16 protein-coding genes are annotated in these 24,006 nt (G+C 75.3%); 10 read left to right on the top strand and 6 right to left on the bottom strand.

Features of this window, described 5'->3' with window-relative positions; all coding sequences use genetic code 11:
- Positions 1-8 precede the first annotated feature (8 nt).
- Together ACH436_RS17005 and ACH436_RS17000 are read right to left on the bottom strand one after the other, a co-directional pair.
- Entirely contained in the window at positions 9-2,312 is a 2,304-nt protein-coding gene (locus tag ACH436_RS17005) for a YhgE/Pip family protein (RefSeq protein WP_430561380.1), read from the bottom strand.
- The gene (locus ACH436_RS17000) at positions 2,309-5,254 is read right to left on the bottom strand and encodes an MMPL family transporter (RefSeq protein WP_430561379.1); all 2,946 of its coding nucleotides are present in this window, start codon (positions 5,252-5,254) and stop codon (positions 2,309-2,311) included. Before ACH436_RS17000 ends, ACH436_RS17005 begins: the two co-directional genes overlap by 4 nt.
- A 112-nt stretch (positions 5,255-5,366) precedes the next feature.
- Here ACH436_RS17000 and ACH436_RS16995 point away from each other — a divergent pair, with 112 nt between their 5' ends.
- Positions 5,367-6,092 carry a TetR/AcrR family transcriptional regulator gene (locus ACH436_RS16995; protein ID WP_430561638.1) on the top strand — a complete coding sequence of 242 codons (726 nt, stop codon included), beginning with the start codon at positions 5,367-5,369 and terminating at the stop codon, positions 6,090-6,092.
- Positions 6,093-6,120: 28 nt separating this feature from the next.
- On the opposite strand, the gene ACH436_RS16990 is transcribed toward ACH436_RS16995, so the two are convergent.
- Complete coding sequence (locus tag ACH436_RS16990) at positions 6,121-8,244, bottom strand: prolyl oligopeptidase family serine peptidase (protein WP_430561378.1); 2,124 nt, start codon at positions 8,242-8,244, stop codon at positions 6,121-6,123.
- Positions 8,245-8,385: 141 nt separating this feature from the next.
- Between ACH436_RS16990 and ACH436_RS16985 the strand changes: the two genes are divergently transcribed.
- Positions 8,386-9,597: an FAD-dependent oxidoreductase gene (locus tag ACH436_RS16985; RefSeq protein WP_430561377.1), complete on the top strand. Its 1,212-nt coding sequence runs from the start codon at positions 8,386-8,388 to the stop codon at positions 9,595-9,597.
- A gap of 65 nt (positions 9,598-9,662) precedes the next feature.
- On the opposite strand, the gene ACH436_RS16980 is transcribed toward ACH436_RS16985, so the two are convergent.
- On the bottom strand, positions 9,663-11,000 hold the full coding sequence (locus tag ACH436_RS16980) for a PLP-dependent aminotransferase family protein (RefSeq protein WP_430561376.1): 1,338 nt from the start codon (positions 10,998-11,000) through the stop codon (positions 9,663-9,665).
- 94 nt (positions 11,001-11,094) lie between these two features.
- On the opposite strand from ACH436_RS16980, the gene ACH436_RS16975 reads away from it, so the two are divergent.
- A complete protein-coding gene (locus tag ACH436_RS16975) occupies positions 11,095-11,808 on the top strand; it encodes a pyridoxamine 5'-phosphate oxidase family protein (RefSeq protein ID WP_430561375.1) in 714 nt (237 codons plus the stop codon).
- A 14-nt stretch (positions 11,809-11,822) separates the two neighbouring features.
- Here the strand turns inward: ACH436_RS16975 and ACH436_RS16970 are convergent, their stop codons facing one another.
- Positions 11,823-13,877, bottom strand: a complete 2,055-nt coding sequence (locus ACH436_RS16970; RefSeq protein WP_430561374.1) for a cytochrome c oxidase assembly protein — start codon at positions 13,875-13,877, stop codon at positions 11,823-11,825.
- A gap of 212 nt (positions 13,878-14,089) precedes the next feature.
- Between ACH436_RS16970 and ACH436_RS16965 the strand changes: the two genes are divergently transcribed.
- The 7 genes from ACH436_RS16965 (at position 14,090) to ACH436_RS16935 (ending at position 22,080) form a co-directional block, all read left to right on the top strand.
- A complete protein-coding gene (locus tag ACH436_RS16965; protein ID WP_430561373.1) occupies positions 14,090-15,352 on the top strand; it encodes an ABC transporter substrate-binding protein in 1,263 nt (420 codons plus the stop codon).
- A gap of 75 nt (positions 15,353-15,427) precedes the next feature.
- On the top strand, positions 15,428-16,360 hold the full coding sequence (locus ACH436_RS16960) for a carbohydrate ABC transporter permease (protein WP_430561372.1): 933 nt from the start codon (positions 15,428-15,430) through the stop codon (positions 16,358-16,360).
- Positions 16,360-17,289, top strand: coding sequence for a carbohydrate ABC transporter permease (locus tag ACH436_RS16955; RefSeq protein WP_430561371.1), 930 nt, complete (start codon positions 16,360-16,362; stop codon positions 17,287-17,289). Before ACH436_RS16960 ends, ACH436_RS16955 begins: the two co-directional genes overlap by 1 nt.
- 7 nt (positions 17,290-17,296) lie before the next feature.
- On the top strand, positions 17,297-19,351 hold the full coding sequence (locus ACH436_RS16950; protein ID WP_430561370.1) for a hypothetical protein: 2,055 nt from the start codon (positions 17,297-17,299) through the stop codon (positions 19,349-19,351).
- Positions 19,348-20,172 carry a ribonuclease activity regulator RraA gene (locus tag ACH436_RS16945; protein ID WP_430561369.1) on the top strand — a complete coding sequence of 275 codons (825 nt, stop codon included), beginning with the start codon at positions 19,348-19,350 and terminating at the stop codon, positions 20,170-20,172. Before ACH436_RS16950 ends, ACH436_RS16945 begins: the two co-directional genes overlap by 4 nt.
- Positions 20,142-21,176 carry an aldo/keto reductase gene (locus tag ACH436_RS16940; protein ID WP_430561368.1) on the top strand — a complete coding sequence of 345 codons (1,035 nt, stop codon included), beginning with the start codon at positions 20,142-20,144 and terminating at the stop codon, positions 21,174-21,176. Before ACH436_RS16945 ends, ACH436_RS16940 begins: the two co-directional genes overlap by 31 nt.
- Positions 21,163-22,080 carry an amidohydrolase family protein gene (locus ACH436_RS16935; RefSeq protein ID WP_430561367.1) on the top strand — a complete coding sequence of 306 codons (918 nt, stop codon included), beginning with the start codon at positions 21,163-21,165 and terminating at the stop codon, positions 22,078-22,080. The genes ACH436_RS16940 and ACH436_RS16935 overlap by 14 nt, the downstream gene beginning before the upstream one ends.
- Here the strand turns inward: ACH436_RS16935 and ACH436_RS16930 are convergent.
- A complete protein-coding gene (locus tag ACH436_RS16930) occupies positions 22,047-23,792 on the bottom strand; it encodes a SpoIIE family protein phosphatase (protein WP_430561366.1) in 1,746 nt (581 codons plus the stop codon). The two genes, ACH436_RS16935 and ACH436_RS16930, sit on opposite strands and share 34 nt — an antisense overlap.
- Positions 23,793-24,006 lie beyond the last annotated feature (214 nt).

The following is a 24,006-nucleotide window of genomic DNA, read 5'->3' as shown; positions in this document are numbered from 1 at the left end:
CAGGCTGGTCAGGCGCGCAGCAGGCGTCGCACGCCCAGCCGCCGGCCCCGCGCGGTGACGAGCGCCGCGAGCGCCAGGCCACCCAGGCCCCACAGCACGAGCAGGGTCACACCCATCCCGAGCCCGCCGGCGGCGGGCACCGCCACCGCCGTGAGGGCGTCGCGCGCGGCGCCGATCGGCAGCGCGTCGACGAGCCCCTGCAGCGCGGCGGGGACGGTCGCGACGACGCCCGTCGCGATGAGCAGGACGGCGATGAGCAGGCTGATGCCGCGGCCCAGGTTGCCGAGCCAGCCGAGGAAGCCCTGGTGCACGGCGACGAACGCCATCGAGACGACGGCGCCCACGAGGATCGCCCCGACCCAGCCTCCCGCGTCGAGCTTCTCGACCGCCGCGAGGATCACGCCGACCAGCGCGCCCGTGCCGGCGCCGATCGCGGCAGGCAGCCAGAACGCCGACAGCGCCAGGCGCACCGAGTCGCGCGTCGAGCCCAGGGCCCGCGCCACGACCGGCGGGAACACCGTCATCAGCGCGAGCGCGCCCAGCCACAGCGCCACGACCGCGAACAGCGGGCCCGACGCCCCGGTGCTGATCCCGTCCGCCGACGGCGCCGCCACCGGCTCCGCGACCACCGACGACAGCGTCTGCCGCTCGTCGTCCGTGTACGTGGGGATGCCGTCCTTCGCCTCGCCCAGGCCGTCCGACAGGTCGCCCGCGCCCGACGCGAGCTGGCCGACGCCACCCGCCAGGTCGCCCGCTCCCGTGGCGATGCCCTCGGTGCCCGTGGCGAGCTGGCCGACGCCCGACGACAGCTCGGTCGCGCCGGACGCCACCCCCGACGCGCCCGTGGCGAGCTGCCCGACGCCGGTGGAGAGCTCCGACGCGCCGGAGGCCAGCTGGCCAGCGCCGCCGGAGAGCTCCCCGGCACCCGACGAGACGCCGTCGGCGCCGTCCGCGACCTGCGAAGCGCCGCCCTGGAGCTGGCGGAGGCCCTGGGCCAGGTCCCGGTTACCGTCGGCGATGCCCGCGACGCCGGTCGCGACCCCCTCTGCGCCCGTGGCGAGCTGGTCCGTCTGCGTCGCGAGCGCGTCGAGCTGCTTCCGAGCGGAGACGACCCCGGCGACGGTGTCCTCGACCGCCGAGGAGTCGTCCTCCAACCCGCTGAGGACCTCGGTGAGGGCCCCGCATGCATCGCTCCCCGGGTTGACGTCGCAGCCCAGGGCCGCCCCGGCGGCCGCGGCGAACTCGTCCGCACGTTCCTGAGCGTCCGCGAGCGACTTCTCGAGCGCCGCCACGTCGGGCACGGTCTCGTTGATGTCGGCGACGCCGTCTGCGAGCGCACGGTTCCCCTCTGCCACCTGCGTCGCGCCCGCAGCGAGCTCGTCGCCGCCCTTCGCCAGGTCGTCGGCGCCCGACGCGCTCTCGCCGATGCCGCCGGCGATGCCGCGCGCGCCGTCGGCCACCTGCGAGGCGCCGGAGGCGAGCTGTCCCGCACCGTCCGCGAGGCCCGAGGCGCCGGAGGCCACCCCGGACGCGCCGGTCGCGGCGCTCGTGGCGCCGGAGGCCAGCTGCCCGGCGCCGTCCGCCAGCTGCGACGCCCCACCGGCGGCCTCGTCGGCGCCGTCCGCGAGCTGGCCCGCGCCGTCGGCGAGCTGGTCCGCGCCGTCGGCGGCGTCGCCTGCACCGTCGGCGAGCTGCGTGGCGCCGTCCTGCGCCTCGCCGATGCCGTCGGACAGGTCGTTGAAGCCGACGAGCACGTTGTCGACGTAGGTCTCGGTGAGGGTGCTCGACATGACGGACGTCGCGGTGGCGGCGACGACGCGGGCGAGGGCGTCGTCGGCCACGCGGCCTCCGGGCGGGGTGCTCACGTCGATGGTGGCCTGCCGGGCCTCGGACGGGTCGTCGTTGCCGTACGACGTCGCGGCCGCGGAGAAGCCCTCCGGGATGGTCACGACGGCGGCGTAGGTGCCGTTCGCGAGGCCGTCGGCCGCGGACTCCTCGTCCGTGATGGTCCAGTCGAAGTTGGTGGCGTCCTCGGCCGGCTGCGCGGCCTTGGCGCCGTCGGCGGTCTCGCCACCGCTCACGAGCCCGGAGGCGAGCTGACGGCCCAGCGGCACGGTCTGCCCCTGCACCTCGACCGGCTCGTCGAGGTTGACGATCGCGGCCGGCACCTGGTCGAGCCGGTCCTGCGGGTTCCACAGCGCGGCGAGCAGCAGTCCGAGCACCATGATCGGCAGCAGCGCGACGGCGGCGATGCGCCACGGGTCGCGGCGCGTCCGGACGACGTCCGGGGTGGGGCTGGTCGGGGCGGTCATGCCCGCACCTCCTGCACGTGGGTGTCCTCGTCGATGTCGTCGGTCGCACGGGCCGCGGGGCCGTCCGGTTCCGCGGCCGCGCGGGCGTGCGCGTCGCCGGGTGGCGGCGGGGGCACGTCCGCCCCGGTGAGCACGCTCGGTGCGCCCCAGCCCGCGCCGACGTCGAGGACGGCGGCCTCGCGGCCGGTGCCGCCGTCGAGCAGGTCGGTCGCGGCGACGCCGCTGGCGCCCAGCAGCACCGCCGTCCCACCCCGTTGCGCGCGGGCGAGCGCGGCGGCGAGCGCCTCGCGCGCCGGGCGGTCGGCGACGGCGTCGGTGCGGTCCACGACCACGACCCGGGCCCCGTCGCGCACGGCGGCGTCCACCGTGGCGGCGGGACGGCCGTGCTCGGCGAGGGCGTCGACGACGGCGACGCGGCCCCGCACCGTCATGGCGCGCTCGGGCAGCACGAGCCCGGTCACCTTGACCGCGCCGGCGTCCGGCGACATGCGGCCGGCGAGCGCGAGCAGCAGCGCGGACACCGGCGCGGCGGCGTCGCCGTGCACGCACAGGGCGCCACCGTCCGGCACGCGCACGCTCACCGGGCCGACGACCGGCGCGCCGGACCCGTCCGGCCCCGCGACCTCGAGGTCGCGCACGGCGACGGCGTCGGTCGCGCCGGGCTCGGGCCAGTCGGCCAGCGCGAGCTCGTTGGCGAGCCCCTCGCCCTCGACGTCGAACGTGGGCAGCACCCGGTCGAGCCAGCGCGGCATGTGCCACGCCCGGTCGCCGAGCAGTGCGAGCACCGCGGGCACGAGCGTCATGCGGACGACGAACGCGTCCACGGCGACGCCCACGGCGAGGCCGAGCGCGATGGGTTTGAGGTTCATGTCGCCCTCGGGCACGAACGCGACGAACACGGCGAACATGATGACGGCGGCCGCGGTGACGACCTTGGCCGAGCTGAGGAAGCCCGTGCGGATCGCGCGGCGCGCGTCGCCGCCGTGCACGTAGTCCTCGCGGATGCGGGACACGAGGAACACCTCGTAGTCCATCGCGAGGCCGAAGAGCACGCCCATGAGGACGATCGGCATGAAGCTGATGACGGGCCCCTGCCGGGTGACGTGCAGGGCGTCGGCGAGCACGCCGTGCTCGAAGACGAGCGCGACAGCGCCGAACGCCGCCCCCACGGACAGCAGGTACCCGAGCGAGGCCTTGACCGGCACCCAGATCGAGCGGAACACCATCGTCAGCAGCACGAGCGAGAGCCCCACCACGACGAACGCGAACGGCAGGAGCGCGGCGCCGAGCTTGTCGGAGACGTCGATGCCGACGGCGGTGAAGCCGGTGACGGACAGGTCGACGCCGTACTCGTCGAGGAAGTGGTCGTGCTGGTCGCGGATCGCGTTGACGAGGGCCTTGGTCTCGTCGGAGTCCGGGCCGCCCTCGGGGACGACCTGCACGATGCCGGTGTCGGCCGACGGGTTGGGCGTCGACAGCGGGACGTCGGCGACGCCCGGCATGGCGGCGATCTCGTCGCCGATGTCCTCCATGAGCGTCAGCGGGTCGTTGCTGGTGACGATGGAGCCGGTGACGATGAGGGGCCCGTTGAAGCCGTCGCCGAACTCCTCGCCGACGAGGTCGTAGGTGACCCGGGCGGGGCTGTCCTCGGGCAGCGCGCCGGCGTCGGGCAGGGCGAGCTTGAGGCCGGTGGCGGGCCAGGCGAGGGCGCCGAGGGCCGCGACGACGAGCACGATGGTGACGATCGGGTGGCGGGTGGCACCGCGCACCCAGCCGGCGAAGAAGCGGTTCTCGCGCGCCGGCGTCGGGGCGGGCGCAGCCGCGGTCGCGGTCCGGCCCGTCGCGGCGGCGGCCTTCGAGGCCGTGGCCTGCGCCGCCCCGGCGCGCGCCGCGCGGCGCCCGCGCTCGCGCCGCGGAGCCCGGGGACGCAGCCTCTCCCCGGCGTACGAGAGCAGGGCCGGCAGGAGCGTGAGGGACACGATCACCGCGAAGCCCACCGCGACGGCGGCGGCGACGCCCATGACGGTGAGGAACGGGATGCCCGCGACGCCGAGGCCGACGAGCGCGATCATCACGGTGAGCCCGGCGAAGATGACGGCCGAGCCGGCCGTGGCGACCGCCCGCGCGATCGACTCCTCGACGTCCAGGCCCTCGCCGAGCTGGTCGCGGTGCCGGGAGACGATGAACAGGGCGTAGTCGATGCCGACCGCCAGGCCGAGCATCACCCCGAGCATGGGTGTGGTCGAGTTGATCGGGCCGAAGACGGTCGCGGCCAGGAGCAGGCACATCGAGACGCCCACGCCGAGCAGGGCGTTGATGAGCGGCAGGCCGGCGGCGACGAACGACCCGAGCGTGATCATGAGGACCACCAGGGCCACGACGACGCCGAGCGCCTCGGTGATCGTCATGGCGGGGAACTCGGTGGCGAAGAGCTGCCCGCCCAGGCTGGCCTGGGACCCGTCGGGCAGGGCGGCGGCCAGGGCGTCCGTGGCCTCGCCGAGCGCGTCCTTGGTCTCCTCCGTGATGACCGACTGGTCGCCGTCGAGCTGGACCGTCATCAGCGTCGACTGCTCGTCGTCGCTGACCGACGCGGCCGCCTGGTCGGCGTACGGCGAGGTGACGGCGGCGACCTGGTCGAGGTTCTCGAGCTCGTCGACGGCGTCCTCGACCGGGCCGCGGACGGCGTCGTCCTCGACGGTGGAGCCCTCGGGGGCGACGACGATGATCTGCGCCGACGCGCCGCTGACCTCGGGGAACGTGGCCTCGAGCCGGTCGAGCGCGTCCTGCGACTCGGTGCCGGGGATGGTCACCGAGTTGTCGAAGCCCTGGTACAGGAGGGCGCCGGCCCCGCCGACGAGGGCGAGCACCAGGACCCAGCCGACGACGACGAGGCGGCGGGTGCGCGCGGCCCAGCGACCGAGCGAGTACAGGACGGAGGACACAGGGGCTCCCGGTGGCGCAGGTCGGTCGCGGGCACGACCGTCGGACGAGATTTCCGATACGGCACTGTATCCGATGCACGAACGTATCCGATACGCGGGTGTATTGACTAGAGTGGGCCCGGGCCGGGCGACGGCCCGCGGGCCGGAGTCCCGGCAGACCCCCGAGGAGGACCCCCTGACCACCGAGAGCGCGGTTCCCGACGAGGCTACGGTCGCGTCCGGCCGCTCGCCCCGCCGCGAACGCACCCGCGAGCGCCTGCTCGACGCCGCGTTCGAGGTGTTCGCGCAGGTGGGCGTCCAGGCAGCGTCGATCGAGGCCGTCTGCGAGGCCGCCGGCTTCACCCGCGGGGCGTTCTACTCCAACTTCGCGAGCAAGGAGGAGCTGTTCCTCGCGCTCACGGAGCGGGAGGCGCGCGGCCACCTCGGGGCGCTCGAGCGCGCGGTCACCACCGTGGACCCCGCCACCCTGCAGACCCCGGACGGGTTCCGCGCCACCGTGCGCGAGGTCATCGCGTCGGTGCTGCCGGACCCCGCCGCCAAGACCTCCTGGTGCGTCATGGAGCTCGAGTTCGAGCTGCTCGCGCTGCGCGACCCCCAGATCGCGCAGCGCTACGTGGACCAGCAGCAGGTGCTCCGCGGGGAGATGGTCGCCGCGCTGAACCGCGTCATGGTCGCCCTCGGCCTGCGCTTCGCGGTCGACGACCACGTCGCCATCGATCTCCTGCTGGGTGCGCACGAGGCCGGCCAGCGCGCCGCGATGCTGCCCGCCGCGTCGGCCCGCCAGGACGCCAGCACCCTGTTGGAGGTCCTCGTCGACCTCATCATCACGCCGGCCTGACGTCGGCACCCGCCGGACGGGTCCGGGGTCACAGGTAGGCGGGGAGCTCCGGCTCCTCGCCCCGCACGTGCTCGCCGAGGAAGGCGAGCACCACCTGGTACCAGACCTTGGCGTGCTGCGGCGCGAGCACCCAGTGGTTCTCGTCCGGGAAGTACAGGAACCGGTGCACCGTGGTGCCGTCGTCGCCCGCGGGGAGGCCGGACTCGGTGAGGAGCGCGCGCCACAGCCGCAGCCCCTCGCCGATCGGCACGCGGTAGTCCTTGTCGCCGTGCACGACCAGCATCGGCGTGCGGATGTCGGCGACCGAGCGGTGCGGGCTGTTCTGCTCCGCCATCTCGGGCGTCATCTCGCGCTGCCAGTAGTAGGCGGCGTCGGTGGTGGGCCCGAACTGGTCCAGCGCCCACAGGCTGGCGTGCGTGACGATCGCGCGGAAGCGGTCGGTGTGCCCGGCCACCCAGTTCGCCATGTACCCGCCGAACGACCCGCCCATCGCGGCCGTGCGGGCCTCGTCGATCTCTGGCCGGGCCTCGACGGCGTCGGTGATCGCCATGAGGTCGGCGAACGGCGCCCCTCCCCAGTCGCCCCAGCCGCGCTGCACGAAGTCCTGCCCGTACCCGGTGGACAGCGCCGGGTCGGGCAGCAGGACGGCGTACCCGCGGGCCACCATCAGCCACGGGTTCCAGCGCCAGCTCCAGGCGCTCCACGTGCTCAGCGGTCCGCCGTGGATCCACAGCAGCAGCGGCGCGGGGTCGTCGGACGAGGCGCCCTCCGGCAGCGCGAGCCACGCGCGCACGCGCGCGCCGTCCGCCGTCGTCGTCTCGACCTCGGCCAGCGTGCCGGGGAGCGCGGGCGCGGGGACGGGCCCGCGCAGCACGTCCGCGGCCACGGGGGTGCGCTCGCCGGGCTCGCCCGTCGCGGCGAAGGCGGCCAGGTCGACCCCCACCGGCTCGGCCGGGGCGGCGTAGCTGCTGCGCAGGGCGTACAGCGCCGCGCCGTCCGGCGCGACCCGGACATCGCTGAACGACGCGTCGTCGCCCGTCACGCGCTCCACCGTGACCGGTGCGCCCGCGCCGGGCCCGCCGGCGCCGAACGTCAGCAGGAACACCGGGCCGCGACCGTCCTCGTCGGCCGTGACGACCAGCCCCGAGCCGTCGGGCAGCCAGGCGACGGTCGTGGGCCAGCGGTCCCAGCCGTCGGCGAGGACCTCCGGGGCGGGCGCCTCACCGTCGGCGCCGCCGGCGAGCGGGACCAGGCCGAGGCGCACCTGCGGCGCCTGCTCCGGCGTCGTGATCGTCTCGGACACGAACGCCACCCACCGGCCGTCCGGCGACACCGCCGGGGCGAAGACGTCCGCGTCCGGGTCGTCGACCAGCGTCCGGCGCCGGCCCGTCGCCGCGTCGACCGCGACCAGGGTGGCCCGGCGGGCCGCGCCCGGGTCCGCCACGCCCCACGTGCTGACGAGGGTCGACCCGTCGGGCGCGAGGTCGGCCTCGTGCTCGTCGAGCTGCCGGCCCGCGCCGGTGAGCCCGCGCAGCTCCACCCGGTCGGCACCGAGCGAGCCCGCGAACCGGCGCTCCTCCTCCGGGCCCAGGTCGTGGTCCCAGTGCCGCACGGGGTACCCGGCGTGCAGGATCGCGGACAGCTTGCGGTCGGCGCGCTCCTTGCGCAGCGCCTCGTCCTCCGCCAGGCCCGCCGCCCCCGGCAGCACCGGCGAAGAGACCGACACGACGTCGGCCGCGCGGGCCGCGAGGACCCCGCCGAGGCCGCCGGGCGCGGACGCGACCACGCGCGCCTCCCCGCCGCCCGCGGGCAGCAGCCAGAGCGCCGCCCTCGGCTCCTCGTCGCTCTCCGTCGCCCCCGGTCGAGGGTCCGGGTCGGGCCGCGCGGACGTGAACAGCACGTCGCCCGACGCCGCGAACACCGCCGACGTCTCGCCCTTGCGGCTGCGGGTCAGCCGCCGCGACGGGGCGACACCGGCCGGGTCCACCTCCCAGACGGCCGTCGTCCAGCCGGTGCGCTTCGCGTCGAGCGTCTGGACGGTGGTGACGAGGCGCGTGCCGTCCGGGCTCAGCGCGAGCCCGCTCACCCGCGGGAGCTCCAGGTAACGGTCGAGGTCGTCGAAGGGCGTGGGGGCGTCGTCGTCCTGGCTCACGCGCCCGGTCTACCACAGCGCGGGCCGGACGGGCGGTCGAGTGGTCGCCCCGGGGAACGGCGGATGAACGTTCGGAGAACTTGTTCGCCGCGGCGCCCCCTGCGGTTGAGCGGGTGCCGCGTCGTCGGGCACGGTCTCGACGTGAGACCGCCGTCGCCCCGCACCTCCCACCTGCCGCCGCTGCCCGCCACCGCCGACCTGGTCGTGGTCGGCGCGGGCATCGTGGGGCTCGCGCACGCGCTGGAGGCGCACGCCCGCGGCTACTCGGTGCTCGTCGTGGAGCGGGACCCCCGGCCCGACGGCGCGTCCGCCCGGCGCAGCGGCCACGTGGCCGTCACCACGCAGGATGCCGCGACGCTGTCGTGCGCGCTGGCCTCGCGCGAGCGCTGGCTGAAGCTGGGCCGCGAGGCCGGCTTCTGGGTCAAGGACACGGGCGCCGTCGTCGTCGCGCGGTCGGCCGACGAGCTCGCCGTCCTGGACGACCTGGTGGCCGCGCGCGACGGCGACGCGCAGCTCCTCGGTGCCGCGCAGGCCGCCGAGCGTGCCCGTGTGGAGGCCGGCGACGTCGTGGGCGGCGCGTTCCTCCCGCTGGACCTGCGCCTCGACCCGCGCGACGCGCTCCGGTCGCTCGCGGCCTCGCTCGACGCGCGCCCGCGGGCCGACGTCGCCTGGTCGACGACGGCCCTGACGTTCGAGGCGGGCACCGGCCGCACGCTGGTGCGCACGTCGCGCGGCGAGGTCGTGACGCGCCGGGTGCTCGTCGCCGTCGGGGCCGACCTGGACCGGTTCTTCCCCGCGGAGGCCGAGCGTGCCGGGCTGCGCCCCGACGTGCGGCAGGTGCTGCGGGTCGCGACGCCCGGCCGCCCGCACGACCCCGCCGGGCCGGTGGTGCTGGGCGGCACGACGCTGCTGCGCGACGCCGCCACCGCGCACTCCCCCGCGCTGGCGGACGTTCGCGAGCGCCTGCGCACGCACGCCCCGGACCTGCTCGACGCCGGCGTCCACCTCGCGTTCACCCCGCACGGCGACACGCTGCTGGTCGGCGAGGCCCGCCGCACGGACGCCGACCGCCGCGCCGACGCGGGCCTCGACCGCGACCCCGAGCGGTCGGAGGCGGCCGACACCCTGCTGCTGCGCGAGGCCGAGGCACTGCTGGGGCGACCGGTCGAGGTGCGGCGGCGCTGGACGGTGCCCGACCTCACCGTGCCCCGTCCGCGGCGCGGGCCGTTCGCCGGGACGCCGTTCGTCGTCGCCGACCCCGCTCCGGGGGTGACGACCGTGACCGTCGCGGACGGGCTGGGCACGACGACGGCGCTGGGCCTCGCGGCGAAGGTCGTCGACGGGCTGCTCTAGCCAGGATCCTCGGTGACGGAGCGATCGGTCGTCGTCCGCGCGCCCGACGGCGACCGATCGCTACGTCACCCGCCGAGCCCGGCGCGGATCGCCGCCAGCGCGCTGTCGAGCTCGACGTCGTCGACCCCGCCGAACCCGACGACGACGCCCGTGCCCCCGGCGCTGCGGCACAGGTCGGAGAGCAGGGGCAGGTCGAAGCCCGCCCGCCGCGCGGCGTCGCGGGCGGCCAGCGCGGCGTCCTGCGGCAGCAGCCACGTCGAGTACATGCCGGCGGACGTCGCGGCGGGCGTCGCGTGCGGCGCCAGCACCGCCGCCACGCGGGCCGCCCGCTCGGCGTACACCCGGCGGGCCGTGCGCAGGACGGCGTCGAGCCAGCCGTCCCGCAGGAGCGTCAGCAGGGCCCGTTGCGAGGGCCACGCGGCAGCGTCGTGCACGACGGCGTGCTGCCGGGCGACGTCGTCGAGCATCCCCGGCGGCGGCACCAGCCACCCGATCCGCAGACCCGGCGGCGCCGACTTCGACGCGGTGCCCAGGTAGGCGACACGGTCGCGGCCGAGCGCCGCCAGGGCCGGCACCGGCGCGACGTCGTACCGCAGCTCGGAGTCGTAGTCGTCCTCGACGACGACGGCGCCCGTGGTGCGCGACGCGGCGAGCAGGGCGAGCCTGTCGTCGGCCGGCATCACCCGCCCGAGCGGGTGCTGGTGCGCCGGCGTGACGTACGCGGCCGCGAGCCCGCGCAGGGCCGCCTCGTCGTGGCGCGCCTCGGCGGGCAGGTCGACGACGGCGCGGCCGGCGGCACGCGCCGTGGCGACGGCGGCCCGGTAGCCCGGGTCCTCGACGCCGACGGGTCCGGCGGGCAGGGCGCCGAGCAGGTCACGGAAGCCGGCCGTCGTGCCGGCGGTGACCACCACCTCGTCGGGGTCCACCGTCAGCCCGCGCGTGCGAGCGAGGCGCTCCGCGAGCGCCTCCCGCAGCGCGGGCAGCCCGCACGGGTCGTCGTAGCCCCGCGGCGGCGTCGCCGCCGACACCTCCCGCCACGCGCGGCGCCACCCGGCGCGGTGACGCGGGTCGATCCACGGCTCGCCGGTGCTCAGCCGCACCAGCCCGTCGCCCGTCCCGCCCGCCCGCCGCGACCCGGGCGCCGGGCGGGGCGCAGCGTCCGCGGCGACGAACGTGCCCGAGCCCCGCCGCGCGGCCAACCAGCCCTCGGCCACGAGCTGGTCGTACGCCTGCTCCGCCACCGAGCGGGCGACGCCCAGGTCGGCGGCGAGCGCCCGCGTGCTGGGCAGCCGGTCGCCCCGCCGCAGCGTGCCGCGGGTGACCAGGTCCCGCACCTGGCCGGAGAGTTGGGCGGCGAGCGGCGCCCGGGCGTCGCGGTCGAGACGGACAGGTAGGGAGGACATCGGGGCTCCTGACCGGGTGGGACGCGAAGTGGCCTGCTGAACTGCACGGGAAATGGCTCGTGACGACAGGCCACCCAGGCAGCACGCTAGCGCCATGGACGCCCTCTCCCCCACCCCGAGGTCCACCGTCCGGCGCGGCCGGAACCGCGCCGTGACCGACCGGGCCGCGCTGCACGCCCTGCTCGCCGACGGGCTCGTCGCCCATCTCGGCGTCGACGTCGGCGAGGGCGCGGACCGGCACCCCGTCGTGCTGCCGTGCGCGTACGCCGTCGACCTCGACGGGCCCGACGACGGCGGGACGCTGTACGTGCACGGGTCGGTGGCCGCGCGCTGGCTGGTCGGGGCGCAGGACGCGACCGTCTGCGTCACCGTGACCGAGCTGGACGGCCTCGTGCTGGCACGGTCGGGCTTCCACCACTCGATGAACTACCGGTCGGCCGTCGTGATCGGCACCGCCCGCGTCGTCACGGACGACGCCGAGCGCGCCCGCGCCCTGGACGCGATCGTCGACCACATGGCGCCGGGGCGCTCCGCGACGTTGCGGCCCGCCACCCGCAAGGAGCTCGCCGCGACGGCCGTGCTGGCCGTGCCGCTGCGCGAGGCGTCGATGAAGGCCCGCGGCGGCGGGCCCGTCGACGACCCGGCGGACGTCGCCGCGGGCGGCTGGGCCGGGCACGTGCCGGTCCGGCGCACGATCGGCGCGGCCGTCCCCGACGCCGACGCCCGCGGGCCGGTCCCGGCCCACGTCGTCGCACTGGGAGGCCTGTCCCCTCAGCCCCGCGAGGTAGTTCCAGCCCCCGCGAGGTAGTTCGAGATCTCGAACTACCTCGGCGGCTGCTGCTCGTCGCGGTCGGCCATCTTGGCGAGCATCGCGTTGTACTCCTCGAGCTCGGCGTCGCCGTCGCGGTCGGCCTTGCGGTCGCGGCGGCGCGCCTCGCGCTCGTCGGACGTCGTCCACTGCACGGCCACCACGATGGCGAGCGCGAGCGTCGGCAGCTCGCCGATGCCCCAGGCGACGCCGCCGCCGCGCTGCTGGTCCTCGATGGCGGGCAGGCCCCAGGGGCGGCCCATGTTGCCGAACCAGTCGGCGACGAGCAGCGAGGTGCCCGACGTGAGCACGACGCCGAAGAACGCGTGGAACGCCATCGTCGCGAAGAGGAGCAGCAGCCGCTGCGGGTAGGGCGGACGCCTGGGTCCCGGGTCGATGCCCACGAGCGCGTTGGCGAACAGGTAGCCCACGAGCGTGAAGTGCACGATCATCCACACGTGCCCGGCATGGTTGCGCAGCGCGAACTCGAACGCCGGCGTGTAGTAGAACGCGATCATGCCGCCGGCGAAGAGCACCGCGGCCACGACCGGGCGTGCCATGAACTGGCCGAAGCGCGAGTGCACCAGCCCGAGCACCCACTCGCGCGGTCCACGGCTGCCGTCCTTGCGGGCGGGGATCGCGCGCAGCAGCAGCGTGACGGGGGCGGCGAGCACCAGGAACAACGGCACCAGCATCGCCAGGATCATGTGCTGCACCATGTGACCGCTGAAGATCACGTGCCCGTACACGGCCGGGCCGCCGCTGGTCACCCAGAACATCACGACCATGCCCAGGCACCACGAGACCGTCCGGCCCACGGGCCAGCGGTCCCCGCGCCGCGCCAGCCGCACGGCCCAGCGCACGTAGACCACGAGGCCCGCGACGCACGCGAACGCGAGCAGCGGGTCGAGGCTCCACTCGGTGAACCAGCGGCTCATGGTCGGCTCGGGCGGCAGCGCCTGGCCGGTGAGCTGGAAGGCGGGCGTGACGTCGACCGGCACCTCGTCGGGCACGGGCGGGGCGGTGGAGCCGAGCGCCACGGCGACGCCGGAGACCGCGCCGATGAGGAGCAGCTCGACGGCGAGCAGCCGCCAGAACAGCCGGCGGACGGCGCCGGCGGAGTCCGCGCGGCCGAGCCGGTCCACCACCCACATCCGGTGCGCGAACCCGAAGCCGCCCAGCGCCACCATCAGCAGCGCCTTGACGAGCAGCAGCACGCCGTACGGGGTGAGCAGGTCGCCCCACGACTCCATGCGGAGCCAGGCGTTGAGGATGCCGGAGACGCCCACGGCCACGAAGCACCACCCCGCGACCGGGGAGAAGCGGGCGACGGCCACCGCGGCGGTGCGACCGTCGTCGCGGCCCTCCTCGCGCGTGAGCACGGCGACGAGCAGCGCACCCAGGCCCCCCACCCACAGGGCGGCGCCGACCAGGTGCAGCAGCATCGCCCCGACGGCGAGCTCGTGGTTCGCGGCACCGGACGCGTGCCCCGTCGTGGACTGCATGGCGAGGGCCGCGAGCGGCAGCACCGTCGTCCACAGGGCGCCCACCGCGCCACGCACGGCCATGGCCAGCGCCGAGGTGAGGGCGGCGACGACGATGATCGCGAGGTAGAGCCTGCCGAGGTCGAGGTCGGTGACGAACTGCGCAAGCCCCTGCCCGAAGGCGGGCGACGCCGGCGAGGTGCCGGAGATGTTCGCGTACCGCAGCACGAGCTGGAGGACGGCGGCTACGGCCCACACGGCGCTGGCGGCGCCGGCCGTGGTGAGCACCCGCGTCTGGGTGCGGCCGGGCGGCACCAGGCACGCGGCGACGAGGAGCGCGCCGACCGTCACCGAGACGCTCAGCTCCGTGAGCACGGTCGTCACGGGCAGGCCGAAGCGGACGACGGCGCCCGGGTCGGTGAAGCCGCTGAGCGCCTGGAAGGCCCCCGAGTAGGCACCACCCCAGAGCACGGCGAGGACGGCGACGAGGGCTGCTGCGGGCCCGGCGGCGACGAGCCACCAGGGCCGCGGCGGCACGCTCGGGGTACCGCCCGGCCGCTGCACGGCGGGGGCTGCGGTGGTCACCCGTCCAGCCTATGGGCGACGGGCGGCGGCGCGGGACGCCCGGGCTGTGAGATCACCGGCCCTCGAGCAAGTTCCGACCTCGATCTTCCCATTCCAACGATTATCGATTAGTGTCCGAGAGTCCCCACCGGACGTCACTCCCAGTCGTAGGCCGAACGCCCGGAGACGCACAGCAGCGTCCCCGGCGGGGCGGCAACCCGAGAGGATCAACGATGATCAAGCACCGCACCCTGGCGAGCGTGGGCACGCTCACGGTCGCCGCCCTCGCGCTCACCGGCTGCGCCGGCTCCGACGACGACGGCGGCTCCGGCGGCACCACCGAGGTGAGCATGCTCGTGAACGTCACCCCGAACCTCACCGAGGAGTTCTGGAACGGCCTGGTCAAGCCCTTCGAGGACGCGCACCCCGACATCGATGTCGTCATCCAGAACCCGGGCGCGGAGGGCGTGACCGCCGCGCTCCCCCGCCTCCTCACCGCCGGTGACGCGCCCGACGTCGTGCAGTCGCTGCCCCCGACCGCCGACCTCGCCCCTGAGCTGGTGGACCTGTCCCAGTACGACTGGGCGGCGTCCGGCCCGCTCGCGGACCAGTACTCGATCGACGGCAAGCACTACATGGCCGGCATCGGCTTCCAGCTGCAGAGCCTGTGGTTCTACAACAAGACCGCGTTCGAGGAGGCCGGGATCACCGAGGTCCCGACCACCGTCGACGAGCTCACCGCCGCGCTCGGCAAGCTCAAGGACGCGGGCTGGACGCCGATCCAGACCAGCGGCGACTGGGCCACCAGCCACTCGCTGCAGACGCTCGCCCTCCCGTCGGTCATCGGCCAGGACCCGGAGTGGTTCGCGCACATGAGCGCCGGCGAGGCCACGTTCTCCGACACGTACGGCGACGCCGTCGCCACCTACGCCGACTGGGTGGCGAAGGGCTACGTCCCCAAGGACGCGCTCGGCATCAAGTACCCCGACGCCGAGCAGGCGTTCCTGTCCGGCAAGAGCGCGATCTACCCGATGGGCAGCTGGTTCGCCGGCACCGAGGCGAAGGCCGAGGACAAGGCGGAGATCGGCGTCTTCCGCGCCCCCGCCGTCGACGGGGTGGCCAGCCCCGCGATGGGCGCCAACATCGCCAGCCCCTACTCGATCCTCAAGGCCAGCGACGCCCAGGAGGCGGCGGCCGAGCTCGTCGAGTTCCTGGTGACCGACCAGGACGCCGTGGCCAGCCAGCTCGAGGTCGACGGCAACTTCCGCGACGGGTACGAGTACGAGATGGACGACCTGGGCAAGGAGCTGCTGCAGATCGTGGCGGACACGCCCGCCGAGGCGTACACCCCGACCGGCCAGGGCTACGGCGAGCGCACGCTGCCCACCGGCTACTCGGACGAGATCAACGCCCAGACGCAGGCGCTCGTCGGCGGCACGTCGGCCGACGACGTCGACGCCGCGATGGACGACTGGTTCGCCTCGACGATCGGCTGAGCCGACCGCACCCCACCCGCCCGGGCGCGGCACCGCCGCCGCGCCCGGGCCCGCACCACCCACGGAGGCCCTGCGATGGCAACCCTCACCGCGGCGCGCGCGGTCCCGCCCGTGCGCCGACGCTCCACGGCGCGCGTGTGGCGCGACCGGCTGCCCGGCATCGTCATGGGCGGCCCCGCCGTCCTCGTCTTCCTGGCGATGTTCATCGTGCCGATGGTCCTGGCGTTCGTGCTGAGCCTCACCGACTGGAACGGCTACAGCCTGAGCTTCACGTTCATCGGCCTCGACAACTACACGGAGGCGTTCCGCAACCCGCGCACCGTGGACGCGGCGGTCTTCACCGCCGTCGTGGCCTTCTGCGGCACGATCCTGTGCAACGGCGTGGGGCTCTTCATCGCGGCGCTCATCGCGGGCAACAGCCGCGCGAACACGCTGCTGCGCACGATCTTCTTCTACCCGTACATCATCAGCTCGCTGATCATCGGGTTCCTGTGGTCGGCGATGCTCGCCCCGGAGGGCGCGGTGAACGGGCTCCTGGGGCACCTCGGCGTGGCACCGGTGCCGTTCCTCACCGAGGTCGCCTTCGCCAAGGCGAGCGTGATCCTCACGATCGTCTGGTCGCACTTCGGCTTCAACATGATCCTGTTCCTCGCGGGCATCAAGTCGGTGCCCACCGAGTACTACGAGGCCGCCACCGTGGACGGCGCCTCGAAGTGGCAGCAGTTCCGCAACGTGACGCTGCCGCTCATCGCCCCGGTCTTCACCGTGAACCTCGTGCTCACGCTGGTGGGGCTGCTCAAGGTCTACGACATCGTGCTGGCCCTGACCGACGGCGGCCCCGCCGGGTCGACCCAGACGATCGTGTACCAGATCCTGCGCGACTCGTTCGCCCAGTCCGAGCTCGGGTTCGGCGCGGCGCAGTCCGTGATCCTGCTGATCGTGACGGCCGTGCTCGGCCTCGCGGTGACGTTCGCGCGACGCGGCGCGGAGAAGAAGGTGGCCGACTGATGGCGACGACGACGCACCCGACGGCCCGCGTGACGGAGCCGACGCCGCCCCCGGCACGTGCCGCCCGGCCGGCTCCCCGTTCCCGGCGCCGGCCCGCCCCGGGCGTGGGCACGGTCCTCAAGTGGGTGGTGCTGGCCCTCGGCGCGCTGGTGATGCTCGTGCCGCTGTACATCATGGTGATCAACGCGTTCAAGCCGCAGGACGCGATCATCTCCTCGCCGCTGGCGATCACCCCCGACACCTTCAGCCTGGAGTACCTGCAGGCCGCGCTCACCAGCGAGAAGTTCAACGTGGTGCGGGCGTACGGCGTCACGCTGCTGTTCGTCGCGCTGGTCAACGTGTGCGGCATCGCGCTCGCCGCGCCGGTCGCGTACGTCATCGCGCGCGGCCGGTCGAAGTGGCACCTCGGGCTGCTGCTGCTCTTCGTGTCGGGCCTGTTCATCCCCGGCCAGGTGACCCTGATCCCCGTCGTCTTCGTGCTGCGGGTGCTGGGGCTCATCAACACCATCCCGGGCTTCATCCTGTTCGAGACGGCCGCCACCCTGCCCGTGACGATCTTCCTGTTCGCCGCCTACCTGCGCACCGTGCCCCGCGACATCGACGAGGCCGCGGCCCTGGACGGGGCGGGCAAGATCCGGGCGTTCTGGTCGTGCATCTTCCCGATCATGAAGCCGGTGGTCGCCACGATCGTGGTGCTCAACTCCATCAGCGTGTGGAACGACTTCGTCAGCCCGCAGATCATCCTGGGGCCGAGCTCCGGCATCTACACCGTGACGACGGGCGTGTACGCGGCGGTGGGCGAGTTCTCCACCGACTACACGACCGTCTTCCCGACCCTGCTGCTCGCGGTGAGCCCGGCGATCCTGTTCTTCGTCCTCATGCAGCGGCACATCATCGGCGGCCTCGTGGCCGGCGCGACGAAGGGCTGACGCCGACATGAGCGAGAGGACCGGACCCCGCGTCCCCACGACACCCCTGCACGAGGTCCCCGCCTGGGCGGTGCTCGAGCGCCGGCTGTTCGACGCGACCGAGGAGGCGTGGCGGCTGTTCTCCGACCGCTACACCGGGCCCGACGGCCGCATCCTGCACGCGGGCGGCTTCGAGCACCGCGACGGGGTCGACGACCTCTACGAGCCGTTCTTCAACTGGCCGGCGTTCTACGCCCTCGGCGGCAGCGACGACGTCCTCGACGCGGCGAAGCACCACTTCGAGGGCGTGACGGCGCAGCTCACCGAGGCCGGCATGCTCACGGGCGAGTACGAGAACGGGTACGACTGGTTCCACCAGGGCGAATCGCTGCTGTTCTTCTACGGCCTGTGCGCCGCCGACCCGGGCGACGAGCGGTTCGCCGAGCGCGCGCGCCGGTTCGCCGCCCTGTACACCGACCCGCGGCACGGCAACTACGACCCCGCCCGCAACATCGTCACCGCGCCCCACAACGGGGCGCGGGGCCCCCTGCCCGGGCTGGGCACCGAGTGGCTCACCTACCCCGCGTCCCTCGACTACATGGAGGCGTACGGCCTGCCGCTGCACGGGCTGCCGGGCATCACGCGGTGGTCCGACCTCGAGGACCCGGCGCACGCCCGGCTCATGGGCGACGAGCTCCAGCGCCGCGCGGCCGGCGACACGGCGGTCAACCTGGCCGCGACGTCGCTCGTGGCCAACCGCTGGCTGTACGACGGCGACGCCGCCTCGGCCGCGTGGGTGACGCGGTACGTCGACGGCTGGCGCGAGCGCGCGGCCACCGGGCTCGCACCGGGCGGCCTCATGCCCGACAACGTCGCGCCTGACGGCACCGTCGGCGGCCTCCACGACGGCGCCTGGTACGGCGGCCACTACGGCTGGACGTGGCCGCACGGGCTGCACTCGGTCGGCATGAGCACCCTGATCGGCGCGATCAACGCGTCGTTCGTCTCGGGGGCCTCCGGCTCCCGGGACGACGCCCCGCTCGACCTCGCGCGCACCATGCTCGACACGGCCCTGGACCACGCGATCACCGCGCCCGTCACCGAGACGCCGTTCAGCCTGCGCGGCAGCTGGCTGGAGCGGCTGGGCCCGCACGCCGCCGAACCGGCCACCCTGGTCCCCTACCGGTTCGGCGCCGACGGCTGGTTCGACTTCGGCCCGCTCCAGCTCGACCTGCCCACCTGGCTGTGGTGGTGGACGCGCGACGACGCCGACCGCAAGCGCCTGGACCGCGTGCTCGACGGCATCCCCGGCTCCCGCGAGGTGCGCCCGTTCCGCGACAAGGTCGAGGCGGGCCACGAGGGCCCGTGGCTCGCGTTCCTCGACGGCTCGCTGCCGGACTACCCGGAGCGCGCGCTGTCGATGGCGCTCGGGCAGCTCGCGCGCCGCGTCGCGGTGATGGACGCCGAGCCCGTGGACCCAGAGACCGTGCACCTGCACTTCTGGCAGCGCGCCAACCCGGTCGTCACGGAGGTGCTGGGGCAGCTGATCACCGGCACCCCGCAGACCCTGTACAACGGCGGGCTGCCCTTCGCGGCCGTCGCGTACACCGACGCCGACCGTGGCCGCCCCGGCCTGCCGCCCGACGTCGCCGCGCTGGTCACGTCCCTCGACGCGAGATCGAGGCATCCGTCGCGAGATCGACGCACCGAGGGTCGATCTGGCGACGGCTGCGTCGATCTCGGCGAGGCGGAGGACCAGATCGGGCTCACGCTCGTCAACCTGTCGACCACCCGCACGCGGCGCGTGCGGGTGCGGGCGGGCCGGTTCGGCGAGCGGCACCTCGTGGGAGTCGTCGTCCACGGCGAGGACGGCGGCGCCTGGCCCGGCCCGTCCACGGCGTCCGCCGGCCGCGCCGGCACCCGCACCGTCGCGACCGTGCCCGTGGACGCCCCCGACCTGCTCGTCGAGCTGCCGCCGTCGCACCGCGCCGACCTCGTGCTGCTCACCGCACCCGCCGGCAGCGCACCCGGACACCAGCCGCGCCCCCAGCACCTGCACCACCACGAAGGAGCCCGACCATGACCGAAGCACTCGCGCCCGTCGACGCGCTGCCCTCCGACCCCGGCGCCGGCCTCGTCCGCCCCGAGATCACGCTGCCGGTGCGCGGCGGCGCGTACGAGCGGGCTGACGCGGACACGCTGGAGCGGCTCGGCCGGGTGTCGTCGGCGACGGCGTGCGCCAAGCTGCACGGCCTCGGCATCCGGCACTCGTTCGTCGAGGGGCCCCGGCCGCTCAAGCCCGGCTACCAGGTGGTGGGCAACGCGCTCACCCTGCAGTTCATGCCGCAGCGGGAGGACCTCGCGGCCGGCGACGAGCAGGAGTACGTGGAGCGGCACACCGCGCTGTGGCACGTGCTGGAGGCGGTGCGGCCGGGCGACGTCCTCGTAGTCCAGGCGTTCGGCAGCCGCTTCTCGGGGTGCGTGGGCGACATCCTCGCCCGCTACTTCCAGCGCAAGGGCGGCGCCGGCATGGTCGTCGACGGCCGCGTCCGCGACTCCGGGAAGATCCGCGACCTCGGCCTGCCGGTGTGGTCCACGGGCGTGACGCCGCACTACGCCTCGCAGTCCGAGCTGTTCCCCTGGGCCTACGACGTGCCCGTCGCCGTCGGCGGCGTGCTGTGCATGCCGGGCGACCTCGTCGTCGCGGACGACGACGGTCCCGTCATCGTGCCGCGCGCGATGGCCGACCAGGTCGTCGCCTCGGCCCAGGACCACGAGGAGTGGGAGGTCTTCAGCCGGCGCCGGCTCGACGAGGGCGCCCGGCTCAGCGACTACTACCCGTTGACCCCCGACACGCGAGGGGAGTACGAGGCATGGCGTTCCGCCCAGGGCTCCGTCCGCTGACGCCGGCCGCCGCCGGGAAGGACGGCGGCGCGGCCCTCGCCACGTCGTCGTACGGCCTCGGCTGCGCGCCGATCGGCAACCTGTTCACGCCCGTGGCGGAGGCCGACGCCGAGGCGACGGTCGGCCGCGCCCTCGAGCGCGGGATCCGTTTCTTCGACACGGCGCCGCACTACGGCGAGGGAGTCAGCGAGCTGCGGCTCGGCGCCGCCCTGGCCGGGGTCGACCGCGACTCCGTCGTGATCGCCACCAAGGTGGGCCGCACCATCGTCGACGCCGACGGCGTGCCCGCGCCGCCGGGCGGCACCGGCGGGCCGGGTGGCACGACGGTCGGGGACCTCAGCCGCGACGGCGTGCTGCGGTCGCTGGAGGGCAGCCTCGCGCGGCTCGGCACCGACCGCGTCGACCTGCTGTACCTGCACGACCCGGCGGACGTCGACGAGGCGCTGCGCGGTGCGCTGCCCGCGCTGCTCGAGCTCCGCGACCAGGGCGTGGTGCGGGCGGTGGGCGTCGGGATGGGACGCAACGTCCCCGTCGCGCGGCTGGTGCGCGAGAGCGCCGGCGCGCTGGACGTCGTGATGCCGGCGGGCCGGGTGACCCTGATCGACCGCACCGCCCTGGACGACCTGCTGCCCGCGGCGCGCGAGCGCGGGGTCGGCGTGATCGCCGCGGGCGTGTACAACTCCGGCGTGCTCGCGGACCCCGTGGCCGCGCCGTTCTTCGACTACCGCCCCGCCTCCCCCGAGCAGGTCGACCAGGCCCTGCGGATGGCGTCCGCCTGCCACGGCGCCGGGGTCGACCTGCCGACCGCCGCCGTCCGCTGGCCGCTGCGCGTGCCGGGCGTCGAGGCCGTCGTCGTGGGGGCCCGCACGCCGGCCGAGGTCGATGTGTTCGCCGACGCCGCCGACGCCGTCGTCCCCGACCGCCTGTGGGCGGACCTCGACGCCATCGCCCACTCTGCCGAACAGGCGGTTGACACCGTTATGGGGTCGCATGGCGCCGCATAACGGTGTCAACCGCCTGTTCGGCGAGAGGGTGGGCGGGGTGGACGGGGTCGTGGACGCGCACGTCCACCTGTGGGACACGGCGGCGATGCGCGTCTCGTGGTTCCACGACGGCCTCGGGCTGCCCGCACGGGTGGGGCCGGACGACCTGGCGCGCGCCGTCGCGACGTCGCCCGTGCCCGTGCGGGCAGCCGTCGCCGTCCAGGCCGCGGACACCGCGGGCGAGGCACGCTGGCTCGCCCGCCAGTCCGCCGCGCACGGGCCCCTGCCCGGGCCGGTCGTGCTCCAGTACGACGCCCGCCCCGACGACGGCGCCTGGGCCGGCATGGCGCAGGCGGTGGTCGACGACGGCGCCACGGCCCCCGGGGCGCGGGTCGCGGGGATCCGCCTCGCCGTCCCCGGCGGCGCGGCCGACCTGTCCGACGTCGTGGGGCTCGACGCGCTGTGCGAGGGCCTGGCGGCGTCCGGCCGCGTGCTCGAGACGCTCGTGCGCGCCGAGCAGCTCCCCGCCGTCGCCGCGCTCGCCCGGCGGCACCCGACCCTGGACGTCGTGGTCTGCCACCTCGGGCTCGGCACCGGGTCGCCCGACCACGCCTGGCGCGACGCGCTCGCCGCCGTCGCCGCCCACCCCCGCACGCACGCGAAGCTCTCTGGCCTCCACCGACCCGCCACCGACGACGTCGGCCGCGTCGCAGCGGCCGCACGCACCGCCGTCGACCTGTTCGGCCCGTACCGGCTGCTGTTCGGCAGCGACTGGCCGATGTCCGCGCGCGTCGCCCCGTACGCGGAGATCGTCGCGCGGACCGCCGGCGCCCTGCCCGCCTTCGACGACGCGGGCGCGGCAGCCGTCTGGTCGGGGACGGCGGCGCGGCTCTACGGCGTCGTCGACCGGACCGCCGCGGGCTGACGCGCGGTCACGGCGACGGCCTGCTGCGGCTCGGCCCGCACCGCCACGATCGCGACGTCGTCCTCCACCGTCTCGGACAGCATCCCGCCCAGGGCGGCGGCGACCAGCCCGTCCAGCCCGGCCGCATGGGTGCCCTCCAGCACGCGGGCGAGCAGGGCGATCCGCTGCCGCAGGCCGTCGCTGCGGTTCTCGACCAGCCCGTCGGTGTACAGCACGAGCGTGTCGCCCGGCAGGATCTCGACCACGTGGTCCCGGCGGACCGTCGTGGGGACCACGCCGAGGACGAGGTCGTTGTCGACCCACAGCACCTCGCTCGTCCCGTCGGCCCGGACGAGCACCGGGGGCAGGTGGCCCGCGCTGGACCACCGCACCGTGCGGGCGCCACGGGCCTCCTGCTCGGCGGTCTGCTCGACCCTGGCCACGAGCACCGTGGTCGCCGTCGCGGCCCCGTCGACGAGCAGCCCGTCGACGGCCGCGTCGACCCGCTCCAGGACGCGCGCGGGCGTCTGGTGGCTGTTGTCGTAGGCGATGGCCCGCACCAGGGCGCGCAGCTGGCCCATCGCCACCGCGGCGCCGAGGTCGTGGCCGACGACGTCGCCGATCACCAGCGTCGTCGCGCCGTCCCGCGTCGTGAAGGCGTCGTACCAGTCCCCGCCGATGTCCCGCCCGAGCGCCGCGGGCTGGTAGTGCACCACGACCTGCAGGTCGTCGAGGCGCGGCGGGGCGGTGAGCACGGCCTGCTGCAGGGCGAGGGACACCTCGGTCGCCCGCACCCGTCCCTCCTCGGACTGTCGGGCGCGGCGGCGCAGGGCCTCGTCCGCGTCCCGACGCCGGACCACGTCGCGCAGCGTCACCGCGACGGTGGTGGCCAGGACCGCCAGGAAGCGCGCGTAGTCCGCGTCCCAGGTGCGTACGGGGGTGCCGTACAGGACCAGGACCGCGTGCACCCCGCGCCCGACGCCCGAGCGCATCGCCTTCACCACCGCGCCGTCCACCGTGAGCGGCTGGCCGGAGCCGAGGGCGCGGGCGACCAGCGCCGGCTCCTCGCCGCCCGCCGGCCGGCCGGTCTGCAGGAGAAGCTCCCGGCCCGACCCGTCGTACACCGCCGCCCGGGAGACGTCCTCGCTGCGGGCCAGGACGTCCAGCACCGGGCCCAGGAAGGCGGGGATGCCGTCGAAGTAGGTCGGGAGCGCGGCGTGCACCTCTCCGAGCGTGGCGAGCCGGCGCTGGTTCACCACCTCCTTCGTGGTCTCCGTCGCGATGTCGAGGACGCCGGCGATCCGACCGTCGTCGTCCAGCAGCGGGCTGTAGGAGAAGGTGAAGTAGGTCTCCTCGTCGAACCCCGACCGGCGCATGGTCAGCAGCAGATCGCGGCTCCACGTGGGCTCGCCGGTGGCCAGGACGCGCTCGAACAGCGGGCCGATGTCGTGCCAGATCTCGCCCCACACGGCGGCCGCCGGCGCGCCGAGCGCCCCCGGGTGCTTGTCCGTGCCGAGCATGGCGCGGTAGCCGTCGTTGTAGATCAGGGTGAGCTCCGGGCCCCAGACCAGCATCACGGGGAACCGCGTCGAGAAGCAGAGCCGCACAGCGTGCCGCAGCGCGACCGGCCACTCGTCCGGCGGGCCCAGCGGGGTGCGCTCCCAGGCGACCGAGCGCGCCTCGCGCCCGACGGCGCTGCGCGCCGTCGCCTCCTCGAACCAGCCCTCGTCCACGGACGAATCGTAGCGATGCGAGGCGCCTCGCTCCGCCGTTCCCGTGGACGCAGGCACAGGTGCTGAGCGCTCCCACGCCGGACCTGCGGGAACGCGGCCGTGGCCTCCTGCGGACGCCCGTCTCCTGCACCGGACGGCGCGCTCGGGCGCCTCCGCGAACCGCGCCGGGGCCCGCCGAGCACGCTTCCGCCGGTCGACGTAGCGATGGGTCGCC

It is taken from the genome of Isoptericola sp. NPDC019693, from assembly GCF_044389085.1.
Classification (GTDB): domain Bacteria; phylum Actinomycetota; class Actinomycetes; order Actinomycetales; family Cellulomonadaceae; genus Isoptericola.
Note: the sequence above shows the minus strand (reverse complement) of the source record. Positions and strands in the feature narration are given on the sequence as shown.

Bases quoted from the DNA above. Each gene is read 5' to 3' on its own strand.
- ACH436_RS16945 (WP_430561369.1), top strand. From the start codon at position 19,348: ATGACCGAAGCACTCGCGCCCGTCGACGCGCTGCCCTCCGACCCCGGC.
- ACH436_RS16960 (WP_430561372.1), top strand. From the start codon at position 15,428: ATGGCAACCCTCACCGCGGCGCGCGCGGTCCCGCCCGTGCGCCGACGC.
- ACH436_RS16935 (WP_430561367.1), top strand. From the start codon at position 21,163: ATGGCGCCGCATAACGGTGTCAACCGCCTGTTCGGCGAGAGGGTGGGC.
- ACH436_RS16955 (WP_430561371.1), top strand. From the start codon at position 16,360: ATGGCGACGACGACGCACCCGACGGCCCGCGTGACGGAGCCGACGCCG.
- ACH436_RS16980 (WP_430561376.1), bottom strand. From the start codon at position 11,000: ATGTCCTCCCTACCTGTCCGTCTCGACCGCGACGCCCGGGCGCCGCTC.
- ACH436_RS16965 (WP_430561373.1), top strand. From the start codon at position 14,090: ATGATCAAGCACCGCACCCTGGCGAGCGTGGGCACGCTCACGGTCGCC.
- ACH436_RS16975 (WP_430561375.1), top strand. From the start codon at position 11,095: ATGGACGCCCTCTCCCCCACCCCGAGGTCCACCGTCCGGCGCGGCCGG.
- ACH436_RS17005 (WP_430561380.1), bottom strand. From the start codon at position 2,312: ATGACCGCCCCGACCAGCCCCACCCCGGACGTCGTCCGGACGCGCCGC.
- ACH436_RS16950 (WP_430561370.1), top strand. From the start codon at position 17,297: ATGAGCGAGAGGACCGGACCCCGCGTCCCCACGACACCCCTGCACGAG.
- ACH436_RS16940 (WP_430561368.1), top strand. From the start codon at position 20,142: ATGGCGTTCCGCCCAGGGCTCCGTCCGCTGACGCCGGCCGCCGCCGGG.